The sequence below is a fragment of the Lampropedia aestuarii genome (assembly GCF_004803635.1).
GTDB lineage: Bacteria > Pseudomonadota > Gammaproteobacteria > Burkholderiales > Burkholderiaceae_C > Lampropedia > Lampropedia aestuarii.
This window is the reverse complement of the sequence record NZ_SSWX01000016.1, coordinates 18,559-41,991: the sequence shown is the minus strand read 5'-3', so window position 1 is coordinate 41,991 and position 23,433 is coordinate 18,559. Positions and strand designations below refer to the sequence as shown.

At 56.7% G+C, this 23,433-nt stretch carries 19 protein-coding genes; 10 read left to right on the top strand and 9 right to left on the bottom strand.

Annotated elements, in window-relative coordinates:
• Nucleotides 1-3: 3 nt before the first annotated feature.
• Together E8K88_RS12485 and queG are read right to left on the bottom strand one after the other, a co-directional pair.
• The gene (locus E8K88_RS12485) at nt 4-1,044 is read right to left on the bottom strand and encodes an AbrB family transcriptional regulator (protein WP_240754509.1); all 1,041 of its coding nucleotides are present in this window, start codon (nt 1,042-1,044) and stop codon (nt 4-6) included.
• Nucleotides 1,045-1,282: 238 nt separating this feature from the next.
• A complete protein-coding gene (gene queG / locus E8K88_RS12480) occupies nt 1,283-2,395 on the bottom strand; it encodes a tRNA epoxyqueuosine(34) reductase QueG (protein WP_205880084.1) in 1,113 nt (370 codons plus the stop codon).
• Nucleotides 2,396-2,529: 134 nt separating this feature from the next.
• Here queG and tsaE point away from each other — a divergent pair, with 134 nt between their 5' ends.
• From tsaE to E8K88_RS12450, 6 genes are all read left to right on the top strand, one after another.
• Nucleotides 2,530-3,021: a tRNA (adenosine(37)-N6)-threonylcarbamoyltransferase complex ATPase subunit type 1 TsaE gene (tsaE, locus tag E8K88_RS12475; RefSeq protein WP_136407002.1), complete on the top strand. Its 492-nt coding sequence runs from the start codon at nt 2,530-2,532 to the stop codon at nt 3,019-3,021.
• Nucleotides 3,009-4,646, top strand: coding sequence for an N-acetylmuramoyl-L-alanine amidase (locus E8K88_RS12470; protein ID WP_136407001.1), 1,638 nt, complete (start codon nt 3,009-3,011; stop codon nt 4,644-4,646). The genes tsaE and E8K88_RS12470 overlap by 13 nt, the downstream gene beginning before the upstream one ends.
• A 196-nt stretch (nt 4,647-4,842) precedes the next feature.
• Nucleotides 4,843-6,393 carry a lysine--tRNA ligase gene (gene lysS / locus E8K88_RS12465; protein ID WP_136407000.1) on the top strand — a complete coding sequence of 517 codons (1,551 nt, stop codon included), beginning with the start codon at nt 4,843-4,845 and terminating at the stop codon, nt 6,391-6,393.
• A gap of 23 nt (nt 6,394-6,416) precedes the next feature.
• The gene (locus tag E8K88_RS12460) at nt 6,417-7,406 is read left to right on the top strand and encodes a diguanylate cyclase domain-containing protein (protein WP_240754508.1); all 990 of its coding nucleotides are present in this window, start codon (nt 6,417-6,419) and stop codon (nt 7,404-7,406) included.
• 143 nt (nt 7,407-7,549) lie between these two features.
• Nucleotides 7,550-8,149 carry a mechanosensitive ion channel family protein gene (locus tag E8K88_RS12455; RefSeq protein ID WP_136406998.1) on the top strand — a complete coding sequence of 200 codons (600 nt, stop codon included), beginning with the start codon at nt 7,550-7,552 and terminating at the stop codon, nt 8,147-8,149.
• A gap of 559 nt (nt 8,150-8,708) precedes the next feature.
• The gene (locus tag E8K88_RS12450) at nt 8,709-9,695 is read left to right on the top strand and encodes a porin (protein ID WP_136406997.1); all 987 of its coding nucleotides are present in this window, start codon (nt 8,709-8,711) and stop codon (nt 9,693-9,695) included.
• A gap of 345 nt (nt 9,696-10,040) precedes the next feature.
• Here the strand turns inward: E8K88_RS12450 and E8K88_RS12445 are convergent, their stop codons facing one another.
• The 5 genes from E8K88_RS12445 to E8K88_RS12425 all read right to left on the bottom strand — a co-directional run bounded on the left by E8K88_RS12445 (nt 10,041) and on the right by E8K88_RS12425 (nt 16,053).
• Nucleotides 10,041-11,060, bottom strand: coding sequence for an LD-carboxypeptidase (locus tag E8K88_RS12445; protein WP_136406996.1), 1,020 nt, complete (start codon nt 11,058-11,060; stop codon nt 10,041-10,043).
• 123 nt (nt 11,061-11,183) lie between these two features.
• A complete protein-coding gene (gene clpA, locus E8K88_RS12440) occupies nt 11,184-13,532 on the bottom strand; it encodes an ATP-dependent Clp protease ATP-binding subunit ClpA (RefSeq protein ID WP_136406995.1) in 2,349 nt (782 codons plus the stop codon).
• A 159-nt stretch (nt 13,533-13,691) separates the two neighbouring features.
• Complete coding sequence (clpS, locus tag E8K88_RS12435; protein WP_136406994.1) at nt 13,692-14,063, bottom strand: ATP-dependent Clp protease adapter ClpS; 372 nt, start codon at nt 14,061-14,063, stop codon at nt 13,692-13,694.
• Between the two features lie 88 nt (nt 14,064-14,151).
• A complete protein-coding gene (dnaQ, locus tag E8K88_RS12430) occupies nt 14,152-14,877 on the bottom strand; it encodes a DNA polymerase III subunit epsilon (protein WP_136406993.1) in 726 nt (241 codons plus the stop codon).
• A 456-nt stretch (nt 14,878-15,333) separates the two neighbouring features.
• The gene (locus E8K88_RS12425; RefSeq protein ID WP_136406992.1) at nt 15,334-16,053 is read right to left on the bottom strand and encodes a toxin-antitoxin system YwqK family antitoxin; all 720 of its coding nucleotides are present in this window, start codon (nt 16,051-16,053) and stop codon (nt 15,334-15,336) included.
• 420 nt (nt 16,054-16,473) lie between these two features.
• On the opposite strand from E8K88_RS12425, the gene E8K88_RS12420 reads away from it, so the two are divergent.
• Nucleotides 16,474-17,538, top strand: coding sequence for a Dyp-type peroxidase (locus E8K88_RS12420; RefSeq protein WP_136406991.1), 1,065 nt, complete (start codon nt 16,474-16,476; stop codon nt 17,536-17,538).
• Complete coding sequence (locus E8K88_RS12415) at nt 17,531-18,361, top strand: family 1 encapsulin nanocompartment shell protein (RefSeq protein ID WP_136406990.1); 831 nt, start codon at nt 17,531-17,533, stop codon at nt 18,359-18,361. Before E8K88_RS12420 ends, E8K88_RS12415 begins: the two co-directional genes overlap by 8 nt.
• 297 nt (nt 18,362-18,658) lie before the next feature.
• Here E8K88_RS12415 and rpsI read toward each other — a convergent pair whose 3' ends face one another.
• Nucleotides 18,659-19,051 carry a 30S ribosomal protein S9 gene (gene rpsI, locus E8K88_RS12410; protein WP_136406989.1) on the bottom strand — a complete coding sequence of 131 codons (393 nt, stop codon included), beginning with the start codon at nt 19,049-19,051 and terminating at the stop codon, nt 18,659-18,661.
• 11 nt (nt 19,052-19,062) lie between these two features.
• Nucleotides 19,063-19,491, bottom strand: coding sequence for a 50S ribosomal protein L13 (rplM, locus tag E8K88_RS12405; RefSeq protein ID WP_136406988.1), 429 nt, complete (start codon nt 19,489-19,491; stop codon nt 19,063-19,065).
• A gap of 422 nt (nt 19,492-19,913) precedes the next feature.
• Between rplM and cydD the strand changes: the two genes are divergently transcribed.
• Together cydD and E8K88_RS12395 are read left to right on the top strand one after the other, a co-directional pair.
• Entirely contained in the window at nt 19,914-21,689 is a 1,776-nt protein-coding gene (gene cydD, locus E8K88_RS12400) for a thiol reductant ABC exporter subunit CydD (protein ID WP_136406987.1), read from the top strand.
• Nucleotides 21,686-23,431 carry an amino acid ABC transporter ATP-binding/permease protein gene (locus E8K88_RS12395; protein WP_136406986.1) on the top strand — a complete coding sequence of 582 codons (1,746 nt, stop codon included), beginning with the start codon at nt 21,686-21,688 and terminating at the stop codon, nt 23,429-23,431. Before cydD ends, E8K88_RS12395 begins: the two co-directional genes overlap by 4 nt.
• The last annotated feature ends 2 nt before the right edge of the window (nt 23,432-23,433 follow it).

The window sequence follows — 23,433 nt, the reverse complement described above, 5'->3', positions numbered from 1 at the left end:
TGGCTATTTCGGCCGCTGCGTTGTTGCAATCAAGCGCCGATACAACCAACCCGTTGTCAGTACCACGCACAGCATACGTGAGACCTGCAAAGCTGTGACAAAGGGCACGGCCAGGCCCAGCACCTTGGCCGTAATGGCCATCTCGGCAATACCGCCAGGCACCAGGGCCAAAATCAGTGCCGCCGCACTGACCTCTACATGCTGCGACAGCCACCATCCGATCCCAGCCGAGCTCAGCATGCCCACCAGGGACAGCACGGCTGCAGCAACCAATAGGCGCGGCGCCGAGCGCAGAAAATCAGGCCGGTATTTATCGCCCAAGGACCAACCGATGCACAGCTGCCCAGCCCAGGACAGCCACGGCGGCAAGCTGGACAAATGCACGCCATTCAGGGTCAAGACCATTGCAAACGCCAATGGACCAAGCATCCAGCCATTCGGAATAGACAGTCTATGAAACAGCCAGCCACACAGCCAGGCACCAGCAACCAGCCAAATGAAGCCCGGCAGTTGCATGGCCTGGGCCTCTGGACGAGGGGCGGCTTGTGCACCCAAAAAGTACTGAAACACAAAAGGCACGATGACGACCATCAGCATCACCCGCACGCTATGCGCTGTCGCAACCTGGTCGACCCTGGCACCATAGGTCTGGGCCGTATTGGCCATCTCGCTGGCACTGCCTATCGCAGCCGCAAACCAGGCGGTGGTTTTGTCTAGGCCGCCATAGCGTTGGTACACCCAGCAGCCAAACACGCCCAACGCCATGGCGTAGAGCATGCCAAACAGCATCAATGGCCAAAAACTGGCCAGGCTGTGCGCCACTTGGGGTGTGAAATACAGCCCCAAGGACAGGCCAATCATCCAGCGGCCAAACTGGTTAAAGATCGGCGCGCAGCGACTGGGAGCATGGCAGATGCGGGTGGCAGCGGTCAGCAGCAATGGCCCCAGCATCCATGGCAGGGGGATCTTCAACCATATCGCCAGTTGCGCTCCCAGTAACGCAATGGACAGGCCTAAAGCCAAGCGTCCTAAAGAATGAATCATATGCATGCACCGCTTGTGCATGGCCTCTGCAAGCCAGCCAACGGCGGTCTATTCAATGGCTTTGCCGCAACTGAGCTGGGGCAATAACAAAAGGCGGCGATCGGCCAACAGGGCATCGGCACTCCAATCGACAACGAAATTTTCGTTACGGGCCAAGGCTTTGGCCAGCCAATGCGCGCATTGGCCCCCCTCCAACACCAGAAGGATTTTAATCCTCTCGCCCACCATCAAACCCATTTCAGATGGCGGCCTCCTCAGGCGCATCAAGCGCCCATTGCAGGTGCTCGCGCACCACATCTGTTGTAGTTGCTGCTTCCAGCCATGCATGCAAATGCTGGCGAATGGCCAGGCGCAGCTCTGCACTGGCCTTGGGCTGGCGCAATGCATTGCCGCTGACAACGGCAAGATTGCGCTGCCAGCGCACATAGCCTATGCGGCGAATAGGGCTGCCTTCGGTATTGCGCAAAAAGTCCGCCTCGCTCCAGCCCAGAAACCGCAGCAAGTCGTTGTGCTGCAAGGAGGCGCGGGACTGAAAGTCGACCAATTGCGAAGGTTTGGCAAATTTATTCCAAGGGCACGCCAGCTGGCAATCATCACAGCCATAGAGATGGTTGCCAATCAATGGCCGCAGGTGCGGCTCAATCACACCATCGAACTCAATCGTCAGGTACGAAATGCACAAGCGCGCATCGACCTTGCCTGGAGCCACAATCGCCTGCGTAGGGCAGACCTGGATACAGGCCTGACACTGGCCACAGTGCGCCGTGGTGGGCGCCGTCTCAGGCAAGGCCAAATCAAGGAAAATTTCACCTAAAAAAAACATCGACCCCGCTTCGCGCGACAGCACCAGGGTGTGTTTGCCACGCCAGCCCAACCCGCTGCGCTTGGCCAGCTCGGCCTCCAGCACCGGGGCCGAATCGGTGAAGACGCGATGGCCTAATGGCCCGACCTCGGCCTGAATCTGATCGGCCAGTTTTTGCAAGCGATTGCGCAATACCTTGTGGTAGTCACGTCCTCGGGCATACAAGGACACCACGGCTTGCCCTGCTTGCGCGTGCTGGCGCCACTCCACGTCCTGCCAATCACCAGGCGTATCAGGAGGTAAATAATCCATGCGCGCCGTGAGCACACACACGGTGCCAGGCACCAGCTCGGCAGGTCTGGCCCGCTTGAGGCCATGGCGCTCCATATAGTCCATTTGGCCATGAAAGCCTTGCGCCAGCCATGCCAGCAAGCCTTCTTCAGCATCCGATAAGTCGACACTGGCCACGCCCACCTGCGAGAATCCCAGCGCATGGGCCCATAGGCGAATGCGTTCAAGAAGCGAGTCGGTATCAATCTCTGTTGTCATGCATATAAATTGTAGGTCCAACGCACAGCGTGGGCCCGCCAGTTGTTACACTGATTGCGATTGGCCTTGCCTTTTCCTCATACCATCTCTCTTTTGACTTCGCCCTTGTGACTTCACCAGCGCATCCATCCACCATGCCTGACGCCACGCTACTTGCCCACACTGAAGAACAAACGGCCCTGATCGCACAATGCTTTGCCCAGCAGCTCCAATCGCTGAAAGACCTGCGTATTGATTTGCATGGAGACCTGGGCGCAGGAAAAACCACCTGGACCCGGTATTTACTGCGCGCGCTAGGGGTTGAAGGCCGCATTAAAAGCCCAACTTATGCTTTGCTTGAGCAATATGAGTTGCCAGAGCACGCTCTGGAGGTATTTCATTTTGACCTCTACCGACTAGAAGACCCCCAGGAGTGGCTTGAATCCGGGCTGCAAGAAACGGCGCAAGGTCCAGGCCTCAAACTGATTGAGTGGCCACAAAAAGCGGGGGAACTTTTAGGAACGCCTGACCTCACGCTATTTATTGAATTTTTGCCAACCTCTGCACTGCAACGCCAATTTCGACTTCAGGCCCACAGTGCTGCAGGCCAGCAGCTCGCAGAAAGTGTGCTGACATGCGTCCAGTAAATTACAAACAATTAGAGTCCCTCCGCGCTGAAGCCACTTCGATCACAGCCACTGCTGGCACCAGCATTACCCTTAGTGCACCTGCGCCTGTGGCTGCTGCGCGGCTCAACCGCAGGAGCCTGCTCAAAGCCAGTACTTTGTTGTGTGCACTGAGCGTTGAGCATCTGGCGTTTGCCCAAATTGGCCAACAACACAAGCCACTGACGGCCGAAAAAGGCAAGAAAAATGGCATTGTAGCGCTGCGCATTTGGCCAGCGCCTGAATACTCCCGCGTCACGATTGAGTCCGATGAGGAGCTTGAGGCCAACTACGACTTCGCCAAAGACGATCCGCCACGCCTGTATGTCGACATCCATAATCTGTTGCTTGGCCCGGAGCTGCGCACAATGGAAACGCGCGTGCAGGCTGACGACCCGAATATTGCTGCCATCCGCATTGCCCAGAACTCTCCCACCATCGTGCGCATGGTGATTGATCTGAAACAGCGCGTGCGGCCTGAGGTTTTTACCCTCAAGCCGATTGCACCTTACCGCTACCGTTTGGTGTTTGACTTGTATCCGGCGCTAGCCGTTGATCCAATGGCGCAGTTGATTGCAGAGCGACTGCAAACCATTGCCCAGGCACCAAGCACAGAAGCGATTCATACAACGCCTTCTGCATCGGTGCCAACCGCACCGCCGCCAGCGCCTGCAGCCCCCGTGCCAGCGCCGCCACCCCTGCCTACACGCCCACCGGGTCCAGACCCGCTCGATGGCTGGTTTGACCAGCACGGCGCAAGCAGGCCAGCGCCAGCGCCAGCGCCCGTACCAGTTCCCACCCCGGCGCCACCACCCCCTGCGCCAGTGCCTCCCCCGCCTGCACCTAGACCTGCGCCTAGTCCACCTGCAACCGCACGCCAGACAGACCGCATCTACATTGTTGCGCTCGACCCTGGCCATGGTGGCGAAGACCCAGGCGCCATTGGACAGGCCAAAACGTTCGAAAAACATGTGGTGTTGGCCATTGCCCATCAAGTGCGCGAACAGCTCAACCGCACCCGGGTCAATGGCGTGCCATTGCAGGCCTTCATGACACGCGACCGGGACTTTTTCGTGCCGTTGGCAGCGCGTGTGGAGCGAACCCGCAGGGTGCAAGCCGATTTATTCATCAGTATCCATGCGGATGCGGCGGAGAATTTCAGCGCCAATGGCGCCAGTGTCTATGCACTCAGCTCACGAGGCGCAACCAGCACCGCAGCACGTTTACTGGCCGAAAAAGAAAACTTAGCCGACGCCGTCGGCGGCTTGAATATCAAAACTGCTGACCGCCACGTGCAAAGCACCTTGGCCGATATGAGCCTGTCTGCGCAAATCCGTGACAGCTTGATTTTGGGCGCACTGATGCGCAGAGAGCTGGCCAACCACACACGGGTACGTGGCAACAAGGTCGAGCAAGCGAACTTTGCCGTGCTGCGCAATCCCGACACACCCAGCATTCTGGTGGAGACCGGTTTTATCAGCAACCGCAGTGAAGAGCAGCTGCTGCGCTCCAGCGCTCACCAAGCCAAACTCGCCGCGGCGATCACGGCGGGCATTGTCGCTTACCTTAGCGCGCACCCACCGCAGCCGCGTGTGCGCAGTGTGTAAGCACACGCCAGCGGTCACTCTTGCACCACTCCTGCTCCCTGCGCGCACAGCTTCACAGGCATTCAATTGCCTGCTGTTTGCGCTTGAGTGGCACTGGGTGACCGCCTGACATCTATGGAGATCGGCGGACATTGAGCGCCCAAGCTTGATTTCCCTTTAAAATCTGTGGTTTTGCAACCGCCCACGGGCCTTTGGCATGTCTGAGCTGAACACAACCAACGCAGCGGAAGCTGTTTCCCCCCAAGACGAAAACAAATTAATTGCTGAGCGCCGCGAGAAATTGCAGGCCTTGCGCGAGAGTGCCAGCGCACAAGGCGTGCCAGCATTCCCCAATGATTTTCGTCCTGAGCACCGTGCCAAAGGCTTGCACGATGCGTACGATAGCACTGAGACCGAAGCCCTCGAAGGCCAGGCGGCCCGAGCCAGCGTTGCTGGTCGCATGATGCTCAAACGGGTGATGGGCAAGGCCAGCTTTGCCACGATCCAGGACGCCACTGGCCAAATCCAGCTCTACATCGCACGCGACAGCGTCGGCGAAGAGGTCTATGCGCAATTCAAAAAATGGGACCTGGGCGATATCCTGGCCGCTGAAGGCACTTTATTCAAAACCAAGACTGGCGAGCTATCGATCAAGGTCGAGGCACTGCGTCTGCTGACCAAGAGCCTGCGCCCACTGCCAGACAAGTTCCACGGCATTGCCGACCAGGAGCTGAAATACCGCCAGCGCTATGTTGATCTGATCAGCGACGAGAGCACCCGCAAGCGCTTTATCCAGCGCAGCCAGGCGATTTCCAGCATGCGCGAGTTCATGACCAAGAATGAATTCCTGGAAGTCGAAACACCCATGCTGCACGCCATTCCAGGCGGCGCAAACGCTAAGCCCTTTGTCACACACCACAATGCGCTGGACCAGGAAATGTTCCTGCGCATTGCACCAGAGCTCTACCTCAAGCGCCTGATTGTGGGCGGTTTTGAGCGCGTTTTTGAGATCAACCGCAACTTCCGCAACGAAGGCATTTCGGTACGCCACAACCCAGAATTCACGATGATGGAGTTCTATGCGGCCTATTGGAACTACGAAGACCTGATGGACTTTGTTGAAGCCCTGCTGCGTGACACCGCACAAAAAACCGCCGGCAGCGAGCAACTGCAATACCAAGGCAAGGACGTGGACTTGTCTAAACCGTTTGCACGCCTGACGATTCGCGAAGCTATTACTTTGCACTGCGAAGGCGGTGAAGCCGTCGAAGACCGTGACTGGCTGCTGGCTGAATTGAAAAAGGCAGGCATCACCGAGAAAGACAAGCAATTGTCTGGTCGCAGCCTGGCGGCGCTGCAAGTGCTGCTGTTTGAAGAAGTGGTTGAGTCCAAACTGTGGCAGCCGACTTTCATCATGGAGCACCCGACGGAGATTTCGCCGCTGGCGCGTGCCAACGACCAGCGCCCGGAAGTCACCGAGCGTTTTGAGCTCTACATCACCGGGCGCGAGATTGCCAATGGTTTCTCAGAGCTCAACGACGCAGAAGACCAAGCTGCGCGCTTTAACGCCCAGGTCCAGGCCAAAGACAGCGGTGATGACGAAGCCATGTACTACGACCACGACTATGTGCGTGCGCTGGAATACGGCATGCCGCCCACTGGCGGCTGCGGCATCGGCATTGACCGCCTGATGATGCTGCTGACCGACAGTGCCAGTATCCGCGACATCATCCTGTTCCCGGCGCTTCGCCGCCAGCAAGAGCCATAAATCCACCAGCGCCCTGCTCTGCCATGAACACCACCAGCTTGCAACCCTTTAGCATCCTCGTGGTGGAGGATCACCCGGCTGTGCGCAGCATGTTGGTGGGTATGCTGCGCACCGCTGGTGCGCAGCACATCTGGGAGGCCGATAACAGCCAAAAAGGCTTGGCGCTGTTTGAAGCCCATCGCCCTGATCTGGTATTGCTGGATGTGATCTTGCCCGATGGCAGTGGCCTGGATGTGGTCAAAACCATGCGCGAGATCGAGTCCTCCTCGCAGCAGCAAACCTGGACGCCGATCCTGTTTTTATCCAGCCTCAACGACGAGCAGGCCATTTGGCAAGGCATTGAGGCAGGTGGCGACGACTACCTCACCAAACCCGTCACCCCCACTATCTTGGCCGCCAAACTGCGCGCCATGCAACGCTTGCTGGTGATGCGCAAGCAGCTCACCGATGTCAGCCAGGCATTGCAAGATGCCAACGAAAAGCTCATCCATTTGGTGGAAATCGACGCTTTGACGGGCCTGGTCAATCGGCGTGGCTTTGACCGCATTCTGGAACTGGAATTGCGCGCCTGTCTGCGCGATAAGCAACCCTTGTCACTCGTGCTGATCGACATCGACTTCTTCAAGCGCTACAACGATGCCTGCGGGCACTTGGAAGGCGATTTGGTGCTCAAGCAAGCCAGCCATTTGCTGCGCAGCGTATGCCTGCGGCCCAGAGACGTAGCCGCCCGCTACGGCGGTGAAGAGTTTGCATTGATTTTGCCCAACACCCCTAAAGCCGGTGCAATGACCCTGACGCGCGGTTTGACGCGGGTATTTCAGCAATACCCACAGCCGCACCCGAACTCCGATGTCGCGCCTCACATCACGCTCTCTGGCGGCATCGTCACCATAGACCCCAACAAAACACCAGTAGATGAACGCCTTGACTACTTGATCCTGCAAGCAGATGTGGCGCTGTATGCTGCCAAGAAGCGCGGTCGCAACCGCTTTGTGCACAGCGATGATGCATGACTGCGCCAAGCACACCACATGGCTCACCACGACCGTCTTTGCCGACTATGTCGCCAAACGCCTGATATCCAGCTGCCTAGGCAACCTTTTTTCGTCTCACTTTCTTTGAATGTGCCAGCTCGTATGGCCCGCCCTTGAACACCATGAATATCGATCTCCTGCCTGACTGGCTCATCGACATCCTGCCAACGCTGACGCACCTGATGAAGATCGCATTGATCATCACCGTCGCCTATTTGATCAAGCGCTTGATATGGCGCATTGTCGAGCGTTTAGGCGCCACCCACAGCCTGCCACCACGCATGCTGGTGCCCCTGCGCACCATGTCTGGCTGGTTGATCGTGGTCATAGCCATGTTGATGGTCATGCAGCAAATCGGTGTCTCTGCCGCTGTCATCTGGTCGGCCTTTACCGGCTTTGCCGCAGTCGCAGCCGTGGCTTTTTTTGCCGCCTGGAGCGTGCTGTCCAACCTGTTTTGCTCATTCTTGATTTACACCTCTGCGCCATTTCGGGTCGGTGATCGGCTGGAAATCTTGGATGCCTCTGACAAACCGGGCGTTAAAGGCCGCGTGGCCGAAATCGGCTTGCTATACACGGTATTGCAAGACCTCACCTCGGAAGAAACCCAAGGCGCATGGCTGCAAATTCCCAATAGCGCATTCTTCCAAAAAACCATTCGCAGATGGCCGCCTGAAGAAGATGGGAAGAGCCGCTTTCAATGGTCTGGTGTTGCCGGCTTTTAAAACCACCCAGCTGGCCTGTGCCATACACCGGCCATGATGGCGCTGCCAAGCAGATTGGGCCAAGGGCAGACTCGTGCTACTGCCAATCTCAGCCTGCCAAGTAGAGCCAGCGCACTGGCACTGCCTTGAAACCTGCATAAAGACGCTCTGACAAGCGCGGCGCAGCCCAGCTGCAGCCCCACTCGGCGCTTTGCGACAACTAGGCGCGATGCGCCTGCGCAGCCCTTACGACAAGCAAGACTCTCTGTACACGTGTAATGCAAAACCGCCGCAAACTCAGTGCGGCAGATAGGAATCGATCCAAGTCTTGATGCTGATTATGTGTGTTGTATATGGCATACAAGATTGGCAATTATTAGGGGAGAACGTCACTTTTCAGCAAACTTGGCATATCTATTGCAACAACATTCGCACAGGCGAGCGTACACTGCGATGCCTGTGACGTGCGAGTTGTCATTAGTTTGCAATCCGGCCTAAACCCTGCGGCCTGCCGTGAATTTGCCAGAAGATCATGACTCGCTGATGACATTCAATTGACATTAATGTGGATTACCCAGCCATGAAAAAACATTTACCTTTCGTTTTGCTCCCTCTGCTGGCCGCCGGCGCAGTCGCTCATGCGCAAAGCAATGTGACCGTGTATGGTCGTTTCAACACCACGCTTGAAAACCAGAAATTCTCTGGCGAATCTTCCAAAACAGGCATGCACAGCAATGCTTCTTTTCTGGGCTTCCGTGGCACTGAAGATCTGGGCAGCGGCTTGAAGGCAGGTTTCGTTCTGGAGCAACGATTTGACTCCACCGATGGCGCCTCCACAGGTTTCCAGCGTGAATCGCAAGTCAATCTGTCGGGCAGCTTCGGCACCATCAAGGCTGGTAACTACAACTCCACTGCCTACACCAACACTGCCGACTATGTCAGCATGTTCAACCATGACACTGGCTCGACAGCCGATGCCTTGTATGCCTACGTTGTGCCAAACTCGGCCAAATTGGGCTACATTTCCCCAGAATTTGCTGGCTTCAAATTTGAAGGTGGCTACGGCTTCAAAGACAACCATGGCGGCAACAAGGCCCCATTCGATCTGAGCGTGACTTACAAACTGGGCGCACTGGATCTGGCTGCTGCTTACGCGCAATTTGACAAAGCCAAGGCCACTACCGTGCGCGCCATGTACAACACAGGCCCCTTCGCATTGGGCGGCTATGTCCAGTACGACAAAAACGGCATGAACGCAGCAGCGACCGACACCGCTGTACCAGGCTACATCAACTGGGGTGACCGTTGGTCCGTTCGTCTGGTTGGCGCCTACACCATGGGTGCAAGCGAATTCCACGCCAACGTGGGCTGGGCTGACAAATACAGCAAAATTGACAAGAGCGGCGCCACTCAATACACATTGGGCTACAACTACAACCTGAGCAAACGCACCAAAGTCTACGGCTTCTACACACGTGTAGACAACCAACGCAACGGCGCATACGCTGGCGCAGCAGCTGGCAAAGATTTCAGCTCTGTTGGTGCTGGCCTGCGTCACCTGTTCTAATAGTGAATGGATGATGGCCTAAGGCATGCCGCCTTGGGCAGCACAAAAAAAGCGCGGATGTGGACCACATCCGCGCTTTTTTATGGGCCAAGCACAATCAGCTCACGCACCATGCCTGGCAGGGCCAAAGACCAAGCACTACGAGTGCGGCCTGATTGGCTGCCCCATAGAGTGCCCATTACCAGGAGCCGCTAACGCTACCCTTGATATGTCGTTGTAAACCAGGTCGCACCTGTCGTGTCCCTGTTGTACTGCCTGCGGTTGCACACCAAGTCTCAACCGCAAACCTTCGGTTTGCCAGGTGGTGCAAGCGGTGCTGGCTACAGGCCAAGTCGGCCTGGTTGATTACAAATGTCCCCAGACCAGCAAAGCCTCGCGCTCGCTGACCTGCAAATCCACTGTTGCCCCGACAGGCAAACACACTTTGGTACGCACATGGCCAAACGGCAGCTGGGTCAAAACAGGAATACGCAAACGTTCACGCAGTGCGTTGACGACGCTAGTGAGATTAAAGCCTCGGTCATGGGGTGTCACGTTGGCATGAGTGAACTGCCCAAGCACAATGGCTTGCTGTGCAGCGAGCACCCCAGCCTGCTCCAACTGAATCAACATGCGCTCGATCTTGTAGGGCGACTCGGCCACATCTTCAAGAAACAAGATGCCGCCTTCAACTTGGGGAAAATAAGGTGTCCCAATCATGGACGCAAGCACCGCAAGATTACCGCCCCATAACGTGGCGCCTTCAATGTCGGTGCCTGCATAGACCGCACTGTCTTTACGGATGCGCCAACCTGCCCCCTCGCCTACGCCAAAGGCGACATCTTCAAAGCAGGCCACACTGATGTCATCCGGGCCTTCTTTCGCTCCCAAATCCACGCCCAAACTCACGCCAGCCCAACTGATGCGCCCAGTCTTGGCCAGCAGCGCCAATTGCAAAGCGGTAAAGTCACTAAAGCCCATCCACTGCATGCCCGCATCAATCGATTGCGCCAGCCTGCCATAATCAATTTCAGCCAACAAATGGTTCAGACCATAACCGCCACGGCTGATTAAAGCCACATCAGCGCCACTGGCCGCAGCCCGCTCAATGGCAGCCAAACGGCAGGCATGGTCACCTGCGAAACGGGTGTGCCTGGCAAATACTGCCTCATCGAGCGTGACCTCGTAGCCTGCTTTCTTCAGGTAGCGGGCACCGCGCAAAATAGCCGCCTTGTCCTGCACAGCCCCCGACGGCGAGTACACATAAACGCGGCGCTGCCGCACAAATGGCGCGGCAGCGTCGTTAATCTGCGTGCCCCCAGCCAAGTCATGGTGGTCATGCTGGCAATCGGGGTCATTGCAGTGGTTCTTGTATGTCGTATGCATAAATGCAGCGCTCAGGCTGTGTTAGAAAATGGGACAAGTTTACGCCAAGCCGATGGCACACCAGTTCAGAAAAAAAATGCCCGCTCAAAAGCAGGCATCTTGATCGCAGAGGCACGCTGCGAGTTACTCGGCAGCCGCTTCCTCTTCAGGTTTGCTGGCCTTGGACTCTTTCTTCAACGGTGAAATATCCAAATCGATTTGCTCTTTCTGAGCGCCTTTGCCGTCATCGACCGATTTCAGGCCAATCACAACACGGCCACCGTCGGACAATCCGCCAAACAGCAACTCATCAGCCAGTGATTTGCGAATCAAATCCTGGATCAGACGCTGCATCGGTCTGGCCCCCATCAGCGGGTCAAAACCTTTTTTGGCCAAATGTGCACGCAACTCGTCGGTAAAGCTGGCTTCGACTTTTTTCTCAGCCAACTGGCTCTCAAGTTGCAGCAGGAACTTGTCGACCACACGCAAGATGATTTGCTCATCGAGCGGCTTGAAGCTGACAATCGCATCCAGACGGTTGCGGAACTCAGGCGTGAACATGCGCTTGATATCGCCCATTTCGTCGCCCGCCTGGCGCGGATTGGTGAACCCAATCGTGGCCTTGTTCATGGTCTCAGCGCCCGCATTGGTTGTCATCACAATGATGACGTTGCGGAAGTCGGCTTTGCGGCCATTGTTGTCGGTCAGCGTGCCATGGTCCATCACCTGCAGCAAGATGTTGTAGATCGCCGGATGGGCTTTTTCAATCTCATCGAGCAGCAATACCGCATGCGGCTTTTTGGTGATCGCCTCAGTGAGCAAACCGCCCTGGTCAAAGCCCACGTAACCCGGAGGCGCGCCAATCAAACGGCTGACCGCATGCGGCTCCATGTACTCGGACATGTCAAAGCGGATCAAATCGATCCCCATGATGTAGGCCAGTTGACGCGCTGCCTCGGTTTTACCCACACCGGTTGGGCCAGAAAACAGAAACGAGCCAATTGGTTTGTCTGGCTTGCCAAGGCCGGAGCGCGCCATTTTGATGGCGCTGGCCAAAGCCTCCAGAGCACCGTCTTGCCCAAACACCACGCTTTTGAGATCACGATCCAGGGTTTTCAGCTTGCTGCGGTCATCTTGCGAGACAGCGGCAGGCGGAATGCGCGCGATTTTGGCAACAATTTCCTCGATGTCTGTTTTACTGATGGTTTTCTTGCGCTTGGAAGGCGCCAGAATCCGCTGGGCAGCACCCGCCTCGTCGATCACGTCAATCGCTTTGTCAGGCAACTGGCGGTCGTTGATGTAGCGCGCCGACAGCTCAGCTGCCGCTTGCAGTGCAGCAGCTGCGTATTTGACGCTGTGGTGCTCTTCAAAGCGCGACTTCAGGCCCTTCAGGATGTCGACAGTTTCAGCCACCGATGGCTCAACCACATCGATTTTCTGGAAACGGCGCGACAGCGCAGCGTCTTTGTCGAAAATACCGCGGTATTCGGCAAATGTGGTCGCGCCAATGCAACGCAACTGCCCACTGGACAGCGCAGGCTTGAGCAAGTTCGACGCATCCAAGGTACCGCCCGACGCTGCACCCGCACCAATCAAGGTGTGAATCTCGTCAATGAACAACACCGCTTCTGGTTTGTCACGCAGGTTTTTGAGCACGCCTTTGAGACGCTGCTCGAAATCACCACGGTATTTGGTGCCGGCCAGCAATGCCCCCATGTCCAGCGAATACACCACGGCATTGGCCAGCACTTCAGGCACATCGTTTTGCGTAATACGCCATGCAAGGCCTTCGGCGATCGCGGTTTTACCCACGCCTGCCTCTCCCACCAGCAGCGGATTGTTTTTGCGGCGCCGGCACAGCACTTGAATGGTGCGCTCAACCTCGTGTTGGCGGCCAATCAAAGGATCAATGTGGCCTTCAGCTGCGGCCTGGTTGAGGTTGTTGGTGAACTGCTCCAGCGGTGTGGCCTTTTCGCTGCGCGCTTCACCGCTTTGCTGTGCCTCTTCAGGCTCGGACACGCCTTCGCTTTTCGACGACTTGTCAGCGCCGGAATCGTCCTTGCGGATGCCATGCGCGATGTAGTTCACCACATCCAGGCGTGTGACGCCTTGCTGGTGCAGGAAGTACACGGCGTGAGAATCTTTTTCGCCAAAAATAGCCACCAACACGTTGGCACCAACAACCTCTTTCTTGCCGTTGCCTGTGGATTGGACATGCATGATGGCGCGTTGAACCACGCGCTGAAAGCCCAGTGTCGGTTGGGTGTCGACCTCGTCTTCACCAGCGACCTGGGGCATATTGTCTTTGATGAACCCGGTGAGTGCAGCTCGCAGCTCATCCATATTGGCATTGCAGGCACGCAGCACTTCAGAGGCGCTAGGGTTGTCCAGCAAAGCCAACAATAAGTGTTCAACGGTGATGAATTCGTGGCGTTGTTGTCTCGCCTCGACGAAAGCCATGTGCAAGCTGACTTCAAGCTCTTGAGCGATCATTTTTACAGACTCCTTGTGCTTGCGAATTGAATGAATGCTGAACAGTTTGGGGGTGGATTTAAAAAATCAATAGCTCGCTTAAGAGTCATCAACAATAGCAATCCAGTCTCATGCTGCACAACACCATTTGAACCATAGTGAACGAAGTGTGCATACACGTCAATCGGATAAAGGCTCACAGACACACTGTAGCGGATGTCCCGCTTGTGCAGCAGCATCCATCACCAAAGCCACTTTGGTTTCAGCGATTTCACGCGGGTAAACACCGCATACACCACGCCCTTCATTGTGAATGGACAGCATGATTTGCGTGGCCATGTCGATGTTTTTACCAAAAAACTCCTGCAGCACCGCCACGACAAACTCCATCGGTGTGAAATCATCGTTGAGCATCAAAACCTGGCACATCGGTGGTGGCTTGGGTTGTAGCGTTTGGCGCTCGGCCACAACCGTACCCACTTCCTCAAGGGGCAAGACTGTGGGCCGTTTGGGAGGCTGCCCTGGTGAATTGGAGGCGTGTATACAGTTCATGCGAGAAATTTTAGCAAGCTCAAAGCGCTTGTGCCGAAGGGAGAAATGAATGGTCATGGTGCGTGTGGGTCGATTGTGTGCAACGCACTCAGGCTGGGCCTGCGGACTCCGCAGCCACGCGCCAGACTGTCTTGCCATCTGAGGCCTTGTCAATATTTTTCAAGATGGCTTCGTGCAGCTCCAGCTCTTGCGCATTCGCAGGCAACACCAGCAGTTTCAGGCCACTCAGGTCGGCGCGCTGCACCTGCAGGCCTTCATCATTGCCACTGTCTTGCTGCTCATCGCCCAGCAAGGCGTTTTGTCCCCGTGTGAGATGGATATAAACCTGTGCCAGCAACTCCGAATCCAGCAAGGCGCCGTGCAGCGTGCGGTTGCTCTTGTCAATCGAAAAACGGTCACACAAAGCGTCCAGCGAATTGCGTTTGCCAGGAAAAGCTTCGCGTGCCAGCAATAAGCTGTCGGTGATCTTGCTGGCGTAGTCCAGCAGTGTCCCCTTGCCAATCAAGGCCAATTCATTGTCCAAGAAACCGACGTCGAACGCAGCGTTATGGATGATGATTTCAGCGTCGCGCACAAAATCAATAAAGGTTTGTGCCAGCTCGCTAAAACGCGGCTTGTCACTCAGAAATTCGGTAGTGATACCGTGTACCCGCAACGCATCGGGGTGACTGGCCCGATCCACTTTGAAGTAAAAATGCAAATTGTTGCCGGTCAGCTGGCGGTTGAGCAACTCAACACAGCCCAGCTCAATGACACGATCGCCCTCTGCCACAGACAGGCCCGTCGTTTCTGTATCCAGAATAATCTGGCGCATAACTTCCCTTGGTCAATAACTAACAATCACTAACAATCGCGCCATTGGCACGCACTAGCAGCGCACCAATGGCGATAAGCCGCTCAGAACGTGTTTACGATCTTTTTGCAGTCGCGCAAGGCACAAAAAAGAGGCAGTACAAGGCGCCTGTTGCCGCTCATACATCTGTATGAGCAAAACGGGCAACGCCGCAATGCGCTTTTTTGTACCTTGCAACTCCTTTTGGTATTGGGGGTTGCAGTCCAAAAGACACGCTGCTTTGTTAAAAATCCCCGCCGGGCAGATAGCCCGACTGCGGTTTTTGCCGCGCATCGTATCCTTTTGGACTCCAACGCGGGCTGTAAAAAGATCGGAAACACGTTCTCAGCGTCAACCAGCACCAGTCAAAGCGGCTCCGTACTTGCAAACATGCTTGCTGGAGGCGCGTGTGCTGTGCTGGGCAACACAGGCTGGCGATTATTGGAAAATATCGTCGTACCAGAAGATCATCGAGGCTTCGAGCATGCGCTCGGCATCTTCTTGCGGCAATGGCTGGCCACGGTCGTCAAACGCCTTGATGCTGACAATCGCGTCGTCTTTGGCCACGCCCTCAACCCGGCTTTGCGAGCCGGGGTACTGGGCAAAGAAAGGCCCATCCAGCAAATCATTGCGCCAGGTATAAACCGAGCGTTCAGTGCCATCGGCGTTGTAGTAAATGTCCTTGCCTTCGAGCTTGCCTTGCTGGTAGGTAGTCACACCGCGCACTGCGCCATTGGGGCGGTAGAAGGTGATCTGGCCGTCTTGCGGCAGCACGGCCCAATCGAGCACATTGGCCGCTGGATCGACAACAAACACCGAAGTTTGGGGCGCGCCATTGGCCTGGTAGAAGTCCTGAACCTGCAGTTGGCCCGCAGCATTCTTGCCCTTATACACACGGTAGAAACCACCTTGCTGGGCCTCTTTGAACAAGCTGCCTTCACTATCCGTGTCTGGCGCGCCAAAGAACGCAATAATGCTGTGGCCCTTGGCATCCTTGCCCAATACCGGCACAGGCGCATCTTGCGAGGCCACGGCCGTGGCTTGCTTGGACAGTCCTGCTTCTTGCGTTGGGACAGACTGGCAGGCCACCAATAATGGCAGCACCGCCATGGTCAGCATCGTCCATTTATTGCATAGGCCAGTTGATCGCGTTGTCATAAGCATTCATCCTTTTTTGGGCATTGCCCATCATCCACCATATATAAGCTGAGCAGCGGGCGCTAAGAGCCGTTCAACATCTCCGCGCAGCCGCGCCTGATGCACCAAAAGCCAAAAACAGACAAGCTGATCGGCTTATTGGCGCAAGGCCTCCAGCATGGGTATTCTTACAAAGAATCTGGCAATCGAATACCAATGCACGCAATATTCACCATTCTTTTATTGGGCCTGGTGCAGCTGCGTTGCCCTCAAAGCCTGTTCAACATCTCCGCGCAGCTGCGTTGAGGCACAAAAAAACGCATTGCGGCCCTGCCCGCTTGGTTCATTCCACTGGTTAAGCGGCAATAATGGGCTCGCACTGCCGTTTGTTGAGCCTGGCGCGACGGCCAAAAAGACTGTGACTTAGACTATCCATATCCTATGAGCGAGCAACACTTCCCTACTCAAACCCCACAACCGGTAGCAGCACCAGCGCAAAACGCCGCTATTTTTATCGTCGGCACACTCAAAGACTCAGCGCAAAGCCATGCACTGGTGCGCCAATGGTGCGAAGGCTATGCCGGCACCGTGCGAGCGGTTGGACACCGGGTGCCCGAGGCACAGCTGAGCTGCATTGTTGGCTTTGGCTCCGAGGCCTGGGATCGCATTTTTGGCCAACCCCGACCTGCGCTACTACACCCGTTCATCGAGTTTGGCCCTGCCGAGCGCCGTGCCGTCGCCACCCCTGGTGATATCTTGCTGCACCTGCGCGCCAGCCGCATGGACATGTGCGTGGAGTTGGCTACGCGCCTGATTGGCGATCTGGGCGATGCCTTTGAGGCCGTTGATGAAGTGCATGGCTTTCGCAACTTTGACATGCGCGCCATCCTGGGCTTTGTCGATGGCACGGAAAATCCGGTCGGTCAAGATGCCGTCGATGCCACGGCGATTGGCCAGGAAGACCAGAACTTCAGTGGCGGCAGCTACGCGATCGTCCAAAAATACTTGCATGACATGCAAGGCTGGAATGCGCTATCGACCGAAATGCAAGAGCGCATCATTGGCCGCAGCAAACAGTCTGATATCGAACTCGATGATGCAAGCAAGCCCAGTTGGGCGCACAATGCGTTGACAGTCATCGAAGACGAGGACGGCGAAGAAATTGACATCGTGCGCGGCAATATGCCATTTGGCAGACCTGGATTTGGCGAGTTTGGCACCTATTTCATCGGGTATGCCAGCTCACCCACCCCCATTGAGCGCATGATGGAAAACATGTTTGTCGGCAACCCGCCCGGCAATTACGACCGCCTGCTCGATTTCAGCACCGCCGTAACCGGCGGCCTGTTCTTCGTGCCTTCACACAACTTATTGCAGGCCCTCAGCAGCAGATCGGCAGTTCAGGCCAATGCTCTGGATGCCAAGGCCCAAGCAGCAGTCAATGCCAACCAGCACACCGGCTCACTCCATATTGGTTCACTGAAAGGAACACTACAACATGAATAACCTGCACCGCGAACTGGCTCCTATCTCTGACGCCGCCTGGCAAGAAATTGAAGAAGAAGTGGCGCGCACTTTCAAGCGCCTGGTTGCCGGACGCCGCGTAGTCGATCTGCGTGGCCCGTCAGGCCATGAATATGCATGCGTGAACACCGGCCACCAAATTCGCATTGATAGCCCGATCAAAGGCGTGCACGCCAAGCAGCGTGAAGTGCTGCCTTTGGTTGAGCTGTGCGTGCCATTTGAGCTGTCCAGAGAGCAGATTGACGATGTCGAGCGTGGCTCGGAAGACTCCGACTGGCAACCCGCCAAAGACGCGGCTACGCAAATGGCCTTTGCTGAAGACTCAACCATTTTTGATGGTTACGCAGCAGCCGGCATCACAGGCATTCGCGATGGCTCATCGAACAAAAGCTTGCAGCTGAGCAAAGACACCAGCCTCTATCCGGATGCCGTTGCCGCAGCCCTCCAACAACTGCGCCTTGAAGGTGTCGATGGCCCGTACGCGGTCGTACTGGGCTCAGACGCATACACCGCCTTGAGTGAGGGCAGCGACCAGGGCTACCCAGTGATTGCCCACATCCAAAAACTGATCAATGGCGAGATTTTTTGGTCGTCGGCCATTGAAGGCGGCTGCATAGTCAGCCTGCGCGGCGGCGACTATGCGTTGCATTTGGGCTGCGATCTGAGTATTGGCTACACCAGCCATGACAAAGACAAGGTACAGCTGTATTTGAAGGAAACCCTGGCCTTCCGCATGCTCACAGCCGAAGCCGCCGTGGCCTTGAAGGCGCCTGAATCAGTTGATGGCACGATAGTGAGTGCATAAAACGCAGCACTGCCAGTGGCAGCAGAGCTGCTTTATCGGCTGCATGCGCACTCATGCGCACTGTGTGCCAGCAGGCCCAGTGCGTATTGAGCGAGCAGCCAAGCATCACTGAGGCGGCATGTCCAGCATGCGTAGCAAGGCCTGAATCACCAAAAATAGCCCCTTGTGTTTGACGCAATCAACGGGGTGTACGCCGCGGGTTTAAGCTGCCTGATCCCAAGGCGTGCAACGGCATAAAAAAAAGCCTCCCATATCGGCTGATATGGGAGGCTTTTTCGACAAATAGTCTGCAGGCGATTAACGCTTGGAGAACTGTTTGCGGCGGCGAGCAGAATGCAAACCGACTTTTTTACGTTCAACTTCACGAGCATCGCGAGTCACGTAGCCTGCTGCGCTCAGCGCTGACTTCAGTGTTTCGTCGTAATCGATCAGAGCACGTGTGATACCGTGACGCACGGCACCGGCTTGGCCGGATTCACCACCGCCATGGACGTTGACTTGGATGTCGAAAGTTTCGACATGGTTAGTCAACACCAGTGGCTGCTTAGAAATCATGATGGAAGTTTGACGGCCAAAGTAAGCCTCAATCTCTTTGCCATTCACGACGATCTTGCCGGAGCCTTTTTTCAGGAAAACACGGGCAACGCTGGATTTGCGTCGGCCAGTGCCATTGTTCCAATCACCAATCATCTCGTCGCTCCTTAGATGTCCAGCACTTTAGGCTGTTGGGCTGTGTGCGGATGCTCTGCACCGCCGTAAACCTTCAGCTTTTTGATCATGGCGTAACCGAGTGGGCCTTTAGGCAGCATGCCTTTAACAGCCTTCTCGAGTGCGCGGCCAGGGTGCTTGGCTTGCATGTCGCGGAAGTTGATGGAGCGGATACCACCTGGGTGGCCGGTGTGGCGGTAGTACACTTTGTCAGTGTTCTTGTTGCCAGTCACGCGGAGTTTGGATGCATTGACGATGACGATGAAATCGCCAGTATCAACGTGAGGTGTATAAATGGCTTTATGTTTGCCGCGCAGACGGAGGGCAACTTCGCTGGCTACCCGGCCGAGCACCTTGTCGGTGGCGTCAATCACAAACCACTCATGTTGCACCTCAGCGGGTTTTGCGCTGAATGTAGACATGTGTGTTCCTAAAACAAAAAACTTGCCCTACTACCACGGTCGGTGCTCTTCTTTAAATGGAGCCTCTTAGGCGGTGCGTTGCACCAAAAACCCAGCTACTGCCAAGCCTTCAATGCTTTTGCCGCGGGACAAAATCGCTGCAAACCCAGCATTCTATATGACTCATTGCCAAGCGCCAAATGATTTATTCAAAATACGCCCCCAAACGCACTGCCGTGGCGCAAAACAGCCAAGCCTTTACCGCTGGTCTTGTACATTGGGACTGCTTAAGCTATTTTCCTTTACATCCGTTACAAGCAATGACAAGGAAAGTCAATCTATGCCACGGTGATGCATTCAGGCACTGAGCCAAGCCACGACAAAACGTGCAGAATTTTTAAGTTATTTGAATTTTCAGTAATTACTGAAATTACAATAGGCATATGAAATCGCAACGCACCCAGTCACCCAGCCATAGCCGACACTGGAGCTATACCTTACAAGGTGTGGCGTCTTTGCTATGGATCGGCCAAACTTGGTGCATTGCCAGTGTTGTTGCCAGATTGATGGCCACACAAAACCCTGAGCTGGTCACTGCGCCGGCCATTGATATGGTCTGGGTGCTTCAATGGGTGGCAGCCATTGCCTTGCTGGGAGCGGCCAGAGCGGCCCTGGAATACCTTGGTACGCAGCGCAGCTACGTATTCGCTCGCGGCGTACTGAGCCAATTGCGCGGGCAATTTGGGCAGCAACTGCGCCAATCATCCCCACTGGATGCACGCCGCCCCACTTCGGGTGAAATCACCAGCGTCTGGATGGAGCAAGCCGAAGCCATCGTGCCTTGGTTGGCGCGTTACCAAGCCGCACAATGGCGCGTTGTCATTGCCGCCCCCGTCATTGCCATCGTGGTGGCCTGGCATTCCTGGATTGCCGCGCTATTGCTGCTGATGGCCGCCCCGTTGATCCCGCTGTTCATGGCCATTATTGGCTGGCGTGCCCAAGCCGTAAGCGAAGAGCAAATGCAGTCGCTGGGCTCTCTACACGGCCAATTGCTGGAGCGCTTGCGCGCCCTGCCCACCTTGCGTGCCATGCATGCAGTCGATGCCACTGCCCAACGCCTGAGCCACCAAGGCAAAGAAGTGGCAGGCAAAACCATGAAAGTGCTGCGCATTGCGATGCTCTCGTCAGCTGTACTGGAGCTGTTCTCGGCCTTGGGCGTTGCGCTGGTTGCGGTCTATATTGGCTTTCATTTACTGGGTGAGTTGCCTTTTGGCTCCTGGGGCACACCGCTGACGCTGCAAAGCGGTTTGTTCATCCTGATGTTGGCACCGAGCTTTTTTGAGCCCTTGCGGGAACTGTCTGCCGTCTGGCACGACAAGGCCAACGGCCAAGCCGCCATGCAACGCATGCGCCACTTGCTGGGCGGCCTGGCCTCGCTGCCACAAACGCAACCATTGGAGATGCAGGGGGATCACTCACTGGCAGACGCAGTCAGTCTGAATACTGCCCCCAGCATTTCCCTGGTGCAAGCCAGTCCGCGCTTGCACCAGCTGCGCGATACGCAGGCCAATACGCCCCCGCATGCAACTGCGGTTGCGCCCGTCGATGTGTTCATTCCAGCTGGTGCCCACGTCGCCATCACCGGCCCCAGTGGCTGCGGCAAAAGCATGCTGCTGGCAATGGTCGCTGGCTTAATCGACCTCGATTCCGGCCATGTGGTGATTGACCAACACCACATGAACGATGCCAATGCCAGCAAACTACGCCAAGGCATGGCCTGGATGGGCCAAAACCCGCAATTCTTCACCGGCTCGCTGGCCAAAAACCTGCACCTGGGCCGCAGCCATACCCATCAGGGCGCCTCTGACCAGGCCGTACTGGCCAGCGTCGGCTTGGCCGATGTCGCGACCGAGCACCAAGGTCTGCGCTTGGGTGAAGGCGGCAGCGGCATTTCAGGGGGTGAAGCCCTGCGCCTGGCCTTGGCACGTCTGGCCGTGAATACCGAAGCCCAATTGCTGTTGCTGGACGAGCCCACCGCCCATCTGGACAGCGGCACCGCCCAACAAGTCATCCGCACCATTGTGCAAATCGCCCGGCACAAAACCTTGCTGGTTGTGACCCACGACCCTGACATGGTCGCAGCCATGCCGTATGTGCTGCAACTCGATGGCCACGGTGGCGCCACCTGGCTGGTGCACCCTGAGGAGGTGCTGGTATGAAGCCCAAGCATTCCACTCCAGCGCCTGCCGCACGCAGCACCCAATCGCAGTGGCAGGCCTTGAAACTGTTGTTCCAAGCACTCAGCGCCAACCGCCTGCAAGGCATGTTGCTGGGCATGGCACTGGCCTGCGCGACTGTGGTCATGGGGGCTTTGTTGCTGGGCATTTCGGGCTGGTTCATCACCTCGACGGCAATTGCCGGCCTGATTGCCACCAGCGCGATTTCCTTTGATGTATTTACGCCTTCGGCCAGCATCCGCTTGCTGGCACTGGGCCGCACCGCATCGCGCTATGGCGAGCGCGTCACGACCCATTCTGCCGCGCTGAATGCCTTGGTCGATCTGCGTGAGCGCGTCTTCCGTGCCCTGGCCAGCCGTCCTGCTGGCCAAGCGCCAGAACAATGGCACTTGCAACCGGCACGCATGCTGCTGCGCTTGACCCGCGACCTGAATGCCGCCGAAGCCCTGTACCTGCGTTTGCTGGTGCCCAGCTGCAGCGCCTTGCTCAGCACTGCCCTCATCAGCCTGTGGCTGGCATTTCACCATGTCTGGCTGGGTCTGGCGGTATTTGTCTGGTTCATGGCCTGGGGCGTTGGCATCGTCTGGTGGCTGGTGCGCGCCACCACTGCAGTGGCGCTGGCCCAATCGCGCCATGCCGAACAAATGCGCCAGCAAGCACTGGACATTGCCGGCGGCCAAGCCGAATTGGTCATGGCCGGGCAGTTGCCTGCCTGGCAAGCGCGCCTCAATGCCAAACAGGCGCAAGTGGCCGACTTGGAAGTCGCCCTGCAGCGCCGCGACGCCATGGCAGCGGCCGCCTGGCAAACCCTGCATTCGCTGAGCATGGCCGCGGCCGTCCTGCTGGCTGCTTGGCTGGTACTGAATGGCCAAATGGGCGTGGCCAACGCCGCCTTCTTCATTCTGATGGCGATGGCCGGCATGGAGCCGTTTGCCGCGATGCGGCGTGGTGCGATGGAATGGGCCCACACCTTCCTGGCCGCCAGGCGCCTGCAAGCCCCACTCTCGTCTACACAGACGACCAACGCCATTGCGCTGCCCGAGCCAGCGCCCGGTTTAGCCGCACAACTGCGTGGTGTCAGCGTCAGCAGCCGCCGCAAGGAGTTGCGCATTGCCAACTGCTCTTTTGATATTGCACGTGGCGAGACCGTTGCCATCGTCGGGGCCAGCGGCAGCGGCAAATCCAGCCTGCTGGCGTTGATGGCTGGCGAGTTGGCAGCCAGCGAAGGCCAGGTTCGCAGCAGCGCCAGCGTGGCCTTGCCTCAGCAAAGCGCACTGTTCAATGACACCGTGCGCGCCAATGTGAACCTGCAGCAATTGCCGCTGAGCGATGCCGATATCTGGTCTGCCTTGGAGGCTGCCGGGCTGCGCGACGTCATCGCTGCCCGCCCGCTGGGCCTGGATGAGCGCCTGGGCGAAGGTGGCCTGGGCCTGTCCAAAGGCCAGGCCCGCCGCCTGTCACTGGCGCGCATGTTTTTGGCCAACCAGCAGTTCTGGCTGCTCGATGAGCCCACCGATGGTTTGGATGCCGACACCGCTGGCGATGTGCTTGAGCGGCTGGCCTACACCTTGACGGGAAAAACCGCCGTCATTGCAACGCATATGCAACGTGAAGCAGCACTGGCGCAGCGCCTGTTGGTCATCGAAGCAGGTCGAATCACACAGCAGGTTGTGCAAGGCACGCCTGAGTTTGACAAGGTATTGGCCAAGCTGCGTGATGGCTAAGC

What these genes read in the sequence shown, in the direction of transcription:
- dnaQ (WP_136406993.1), bottom strand. Translation starts at nt 14,877, where the DNA reads ATGCGCCAGATTATTCTGGATACAGAAACGACGGGCCTGTCTGTGGCA.
- E8K88_RS12450 (WP_136406997.1), top strand. Translation starts at nt 8,709, where the DNA reads ATGAAAAAACATTTACCTTTCGTTTTGCTCCCTCTGCTGGCCGCCGGC.
- clpA (WP_136406995.1), bottom strand. Translation starts at nt 13,532, where the DNA reads ATGATCGCTCAAGAGCTTGAAGTCAGCTTGCACATGGCTTTCGTCGAG.
- E8K88_RS12485 (WP_240754509.1), bottom strand. Translation starts at nt 1,044, where the DNA reads ATGATTCATTCTTTAGGACGCTTGGCTTTAGGCCTGTCCATTGCGTTA.
- E8K88_RS12460 (WP_240754508.1), top strand. Translation starts at nt 6,417, where the DNA reads ATGAACACCACCAGCTTGCAACCCTTTAGCATCCTCGTGGTGGAGGAT.
- E8K88_RS12425 (WP_136406992.1), bottom strand. Translation starts at nt 16,053, where the DNA reads ATGACAACGCGATCAACTGGCCTATGCAATAAATGGACGATGCTGACC.
- E8K88_RS12470 (WP_136407001.1), top strand. Translation starts at nt 3,009, where the DNA reads ATGCGTCCAGTAAATTACAAACAATTAGAGTCCCTCCGCGCTGAAGCC.
- lysS (WP_136407000.1), top strand. Translation starts at nt 4,843, where the DNA reads ATGTCTGAGCTGAACACAACCAACGCAGCGGAAGCTGTTTCCCCCCAA.
- E8K88_RS12445 (WP_136406996.1), bottom strand. Translation starts at nt 11,060, where the DNA reads ATGCATACGACATACAAGAACCACTGCAATGACCCCGATTGCCAGCAT.
- rpsI (WP_136406989.1), bottom strand. Translation starts at nt 19,051, where the DNA reads ATGATTGGTGATTGGAACAATGGCACTGGCCGACGCAAATCCAGCGTT.
- E8K88_RS12395 (WP_136406986.1), top strand. Translation starts at nt 21,686, where the DNA reads ATGAAGCCCAAGCATTCCACTCCAGCGCCTGCCGCACGCAGCACCCAA.
- rplM (WP_136406988.1), bottom strand. Translation starts at nt 19,491, where the DNA reads ATGTCTACATTCAGCGCAAAACCCGCTGAGGTGCAACATGAGTGGTTT.
- queG (WP_205880084.1), bottom strand. Translation starts at nt 2,395, where the DNA reads ATGACAACAGAGATTGATACCGACTCGCTTCTTGAACGCATTCGCCTA.
- cydD (WP_136406987.1), top strand. Translation starts at nt 19,914, where the DNA reads ATGAAATCGCAACGCACCCAGTCACCCAGCCATAGCCGACACTGGAGC.
- tsaE (WP_136407002.1), top strand. Translation starts at nt 2,530, where the DNA reads ATGCCTGACGCCACGCTACTTGCCCACACTGAAGAACAAACGGCCCTG.
- E8K88_RS12415 (WP_136406990.1), top strand. Translation starts at nt 17,531, where the DNA reads ATGAATAACCTGCACCGCGAACTGGCTCCTATCTCTGACGCCGCCTGG.
- clpS (WP_136406994.1), bottom strand. Translation starts at nt 14,063, where the DNA reads ATGAACTGTATACACGCCTCCAATTCACCAGGGCAGCCTCCCAAACGG.
- E8K88_RS12420 (WP_136406991.1), top strand. Translation starts at nt 16,474, where the DNA reads ATGAGCGAGCAACACTTCCCTACTCAAACCCCACAACCGGTAGCAGCA.
- E8K88_RS12455 (WP_136406998.1), top strand. Translation starts at nt 7,550, where the DNA reads ATGAATATCGATCTCCTGCCTGACTGGCTCATCGACATCCTGCCAACG.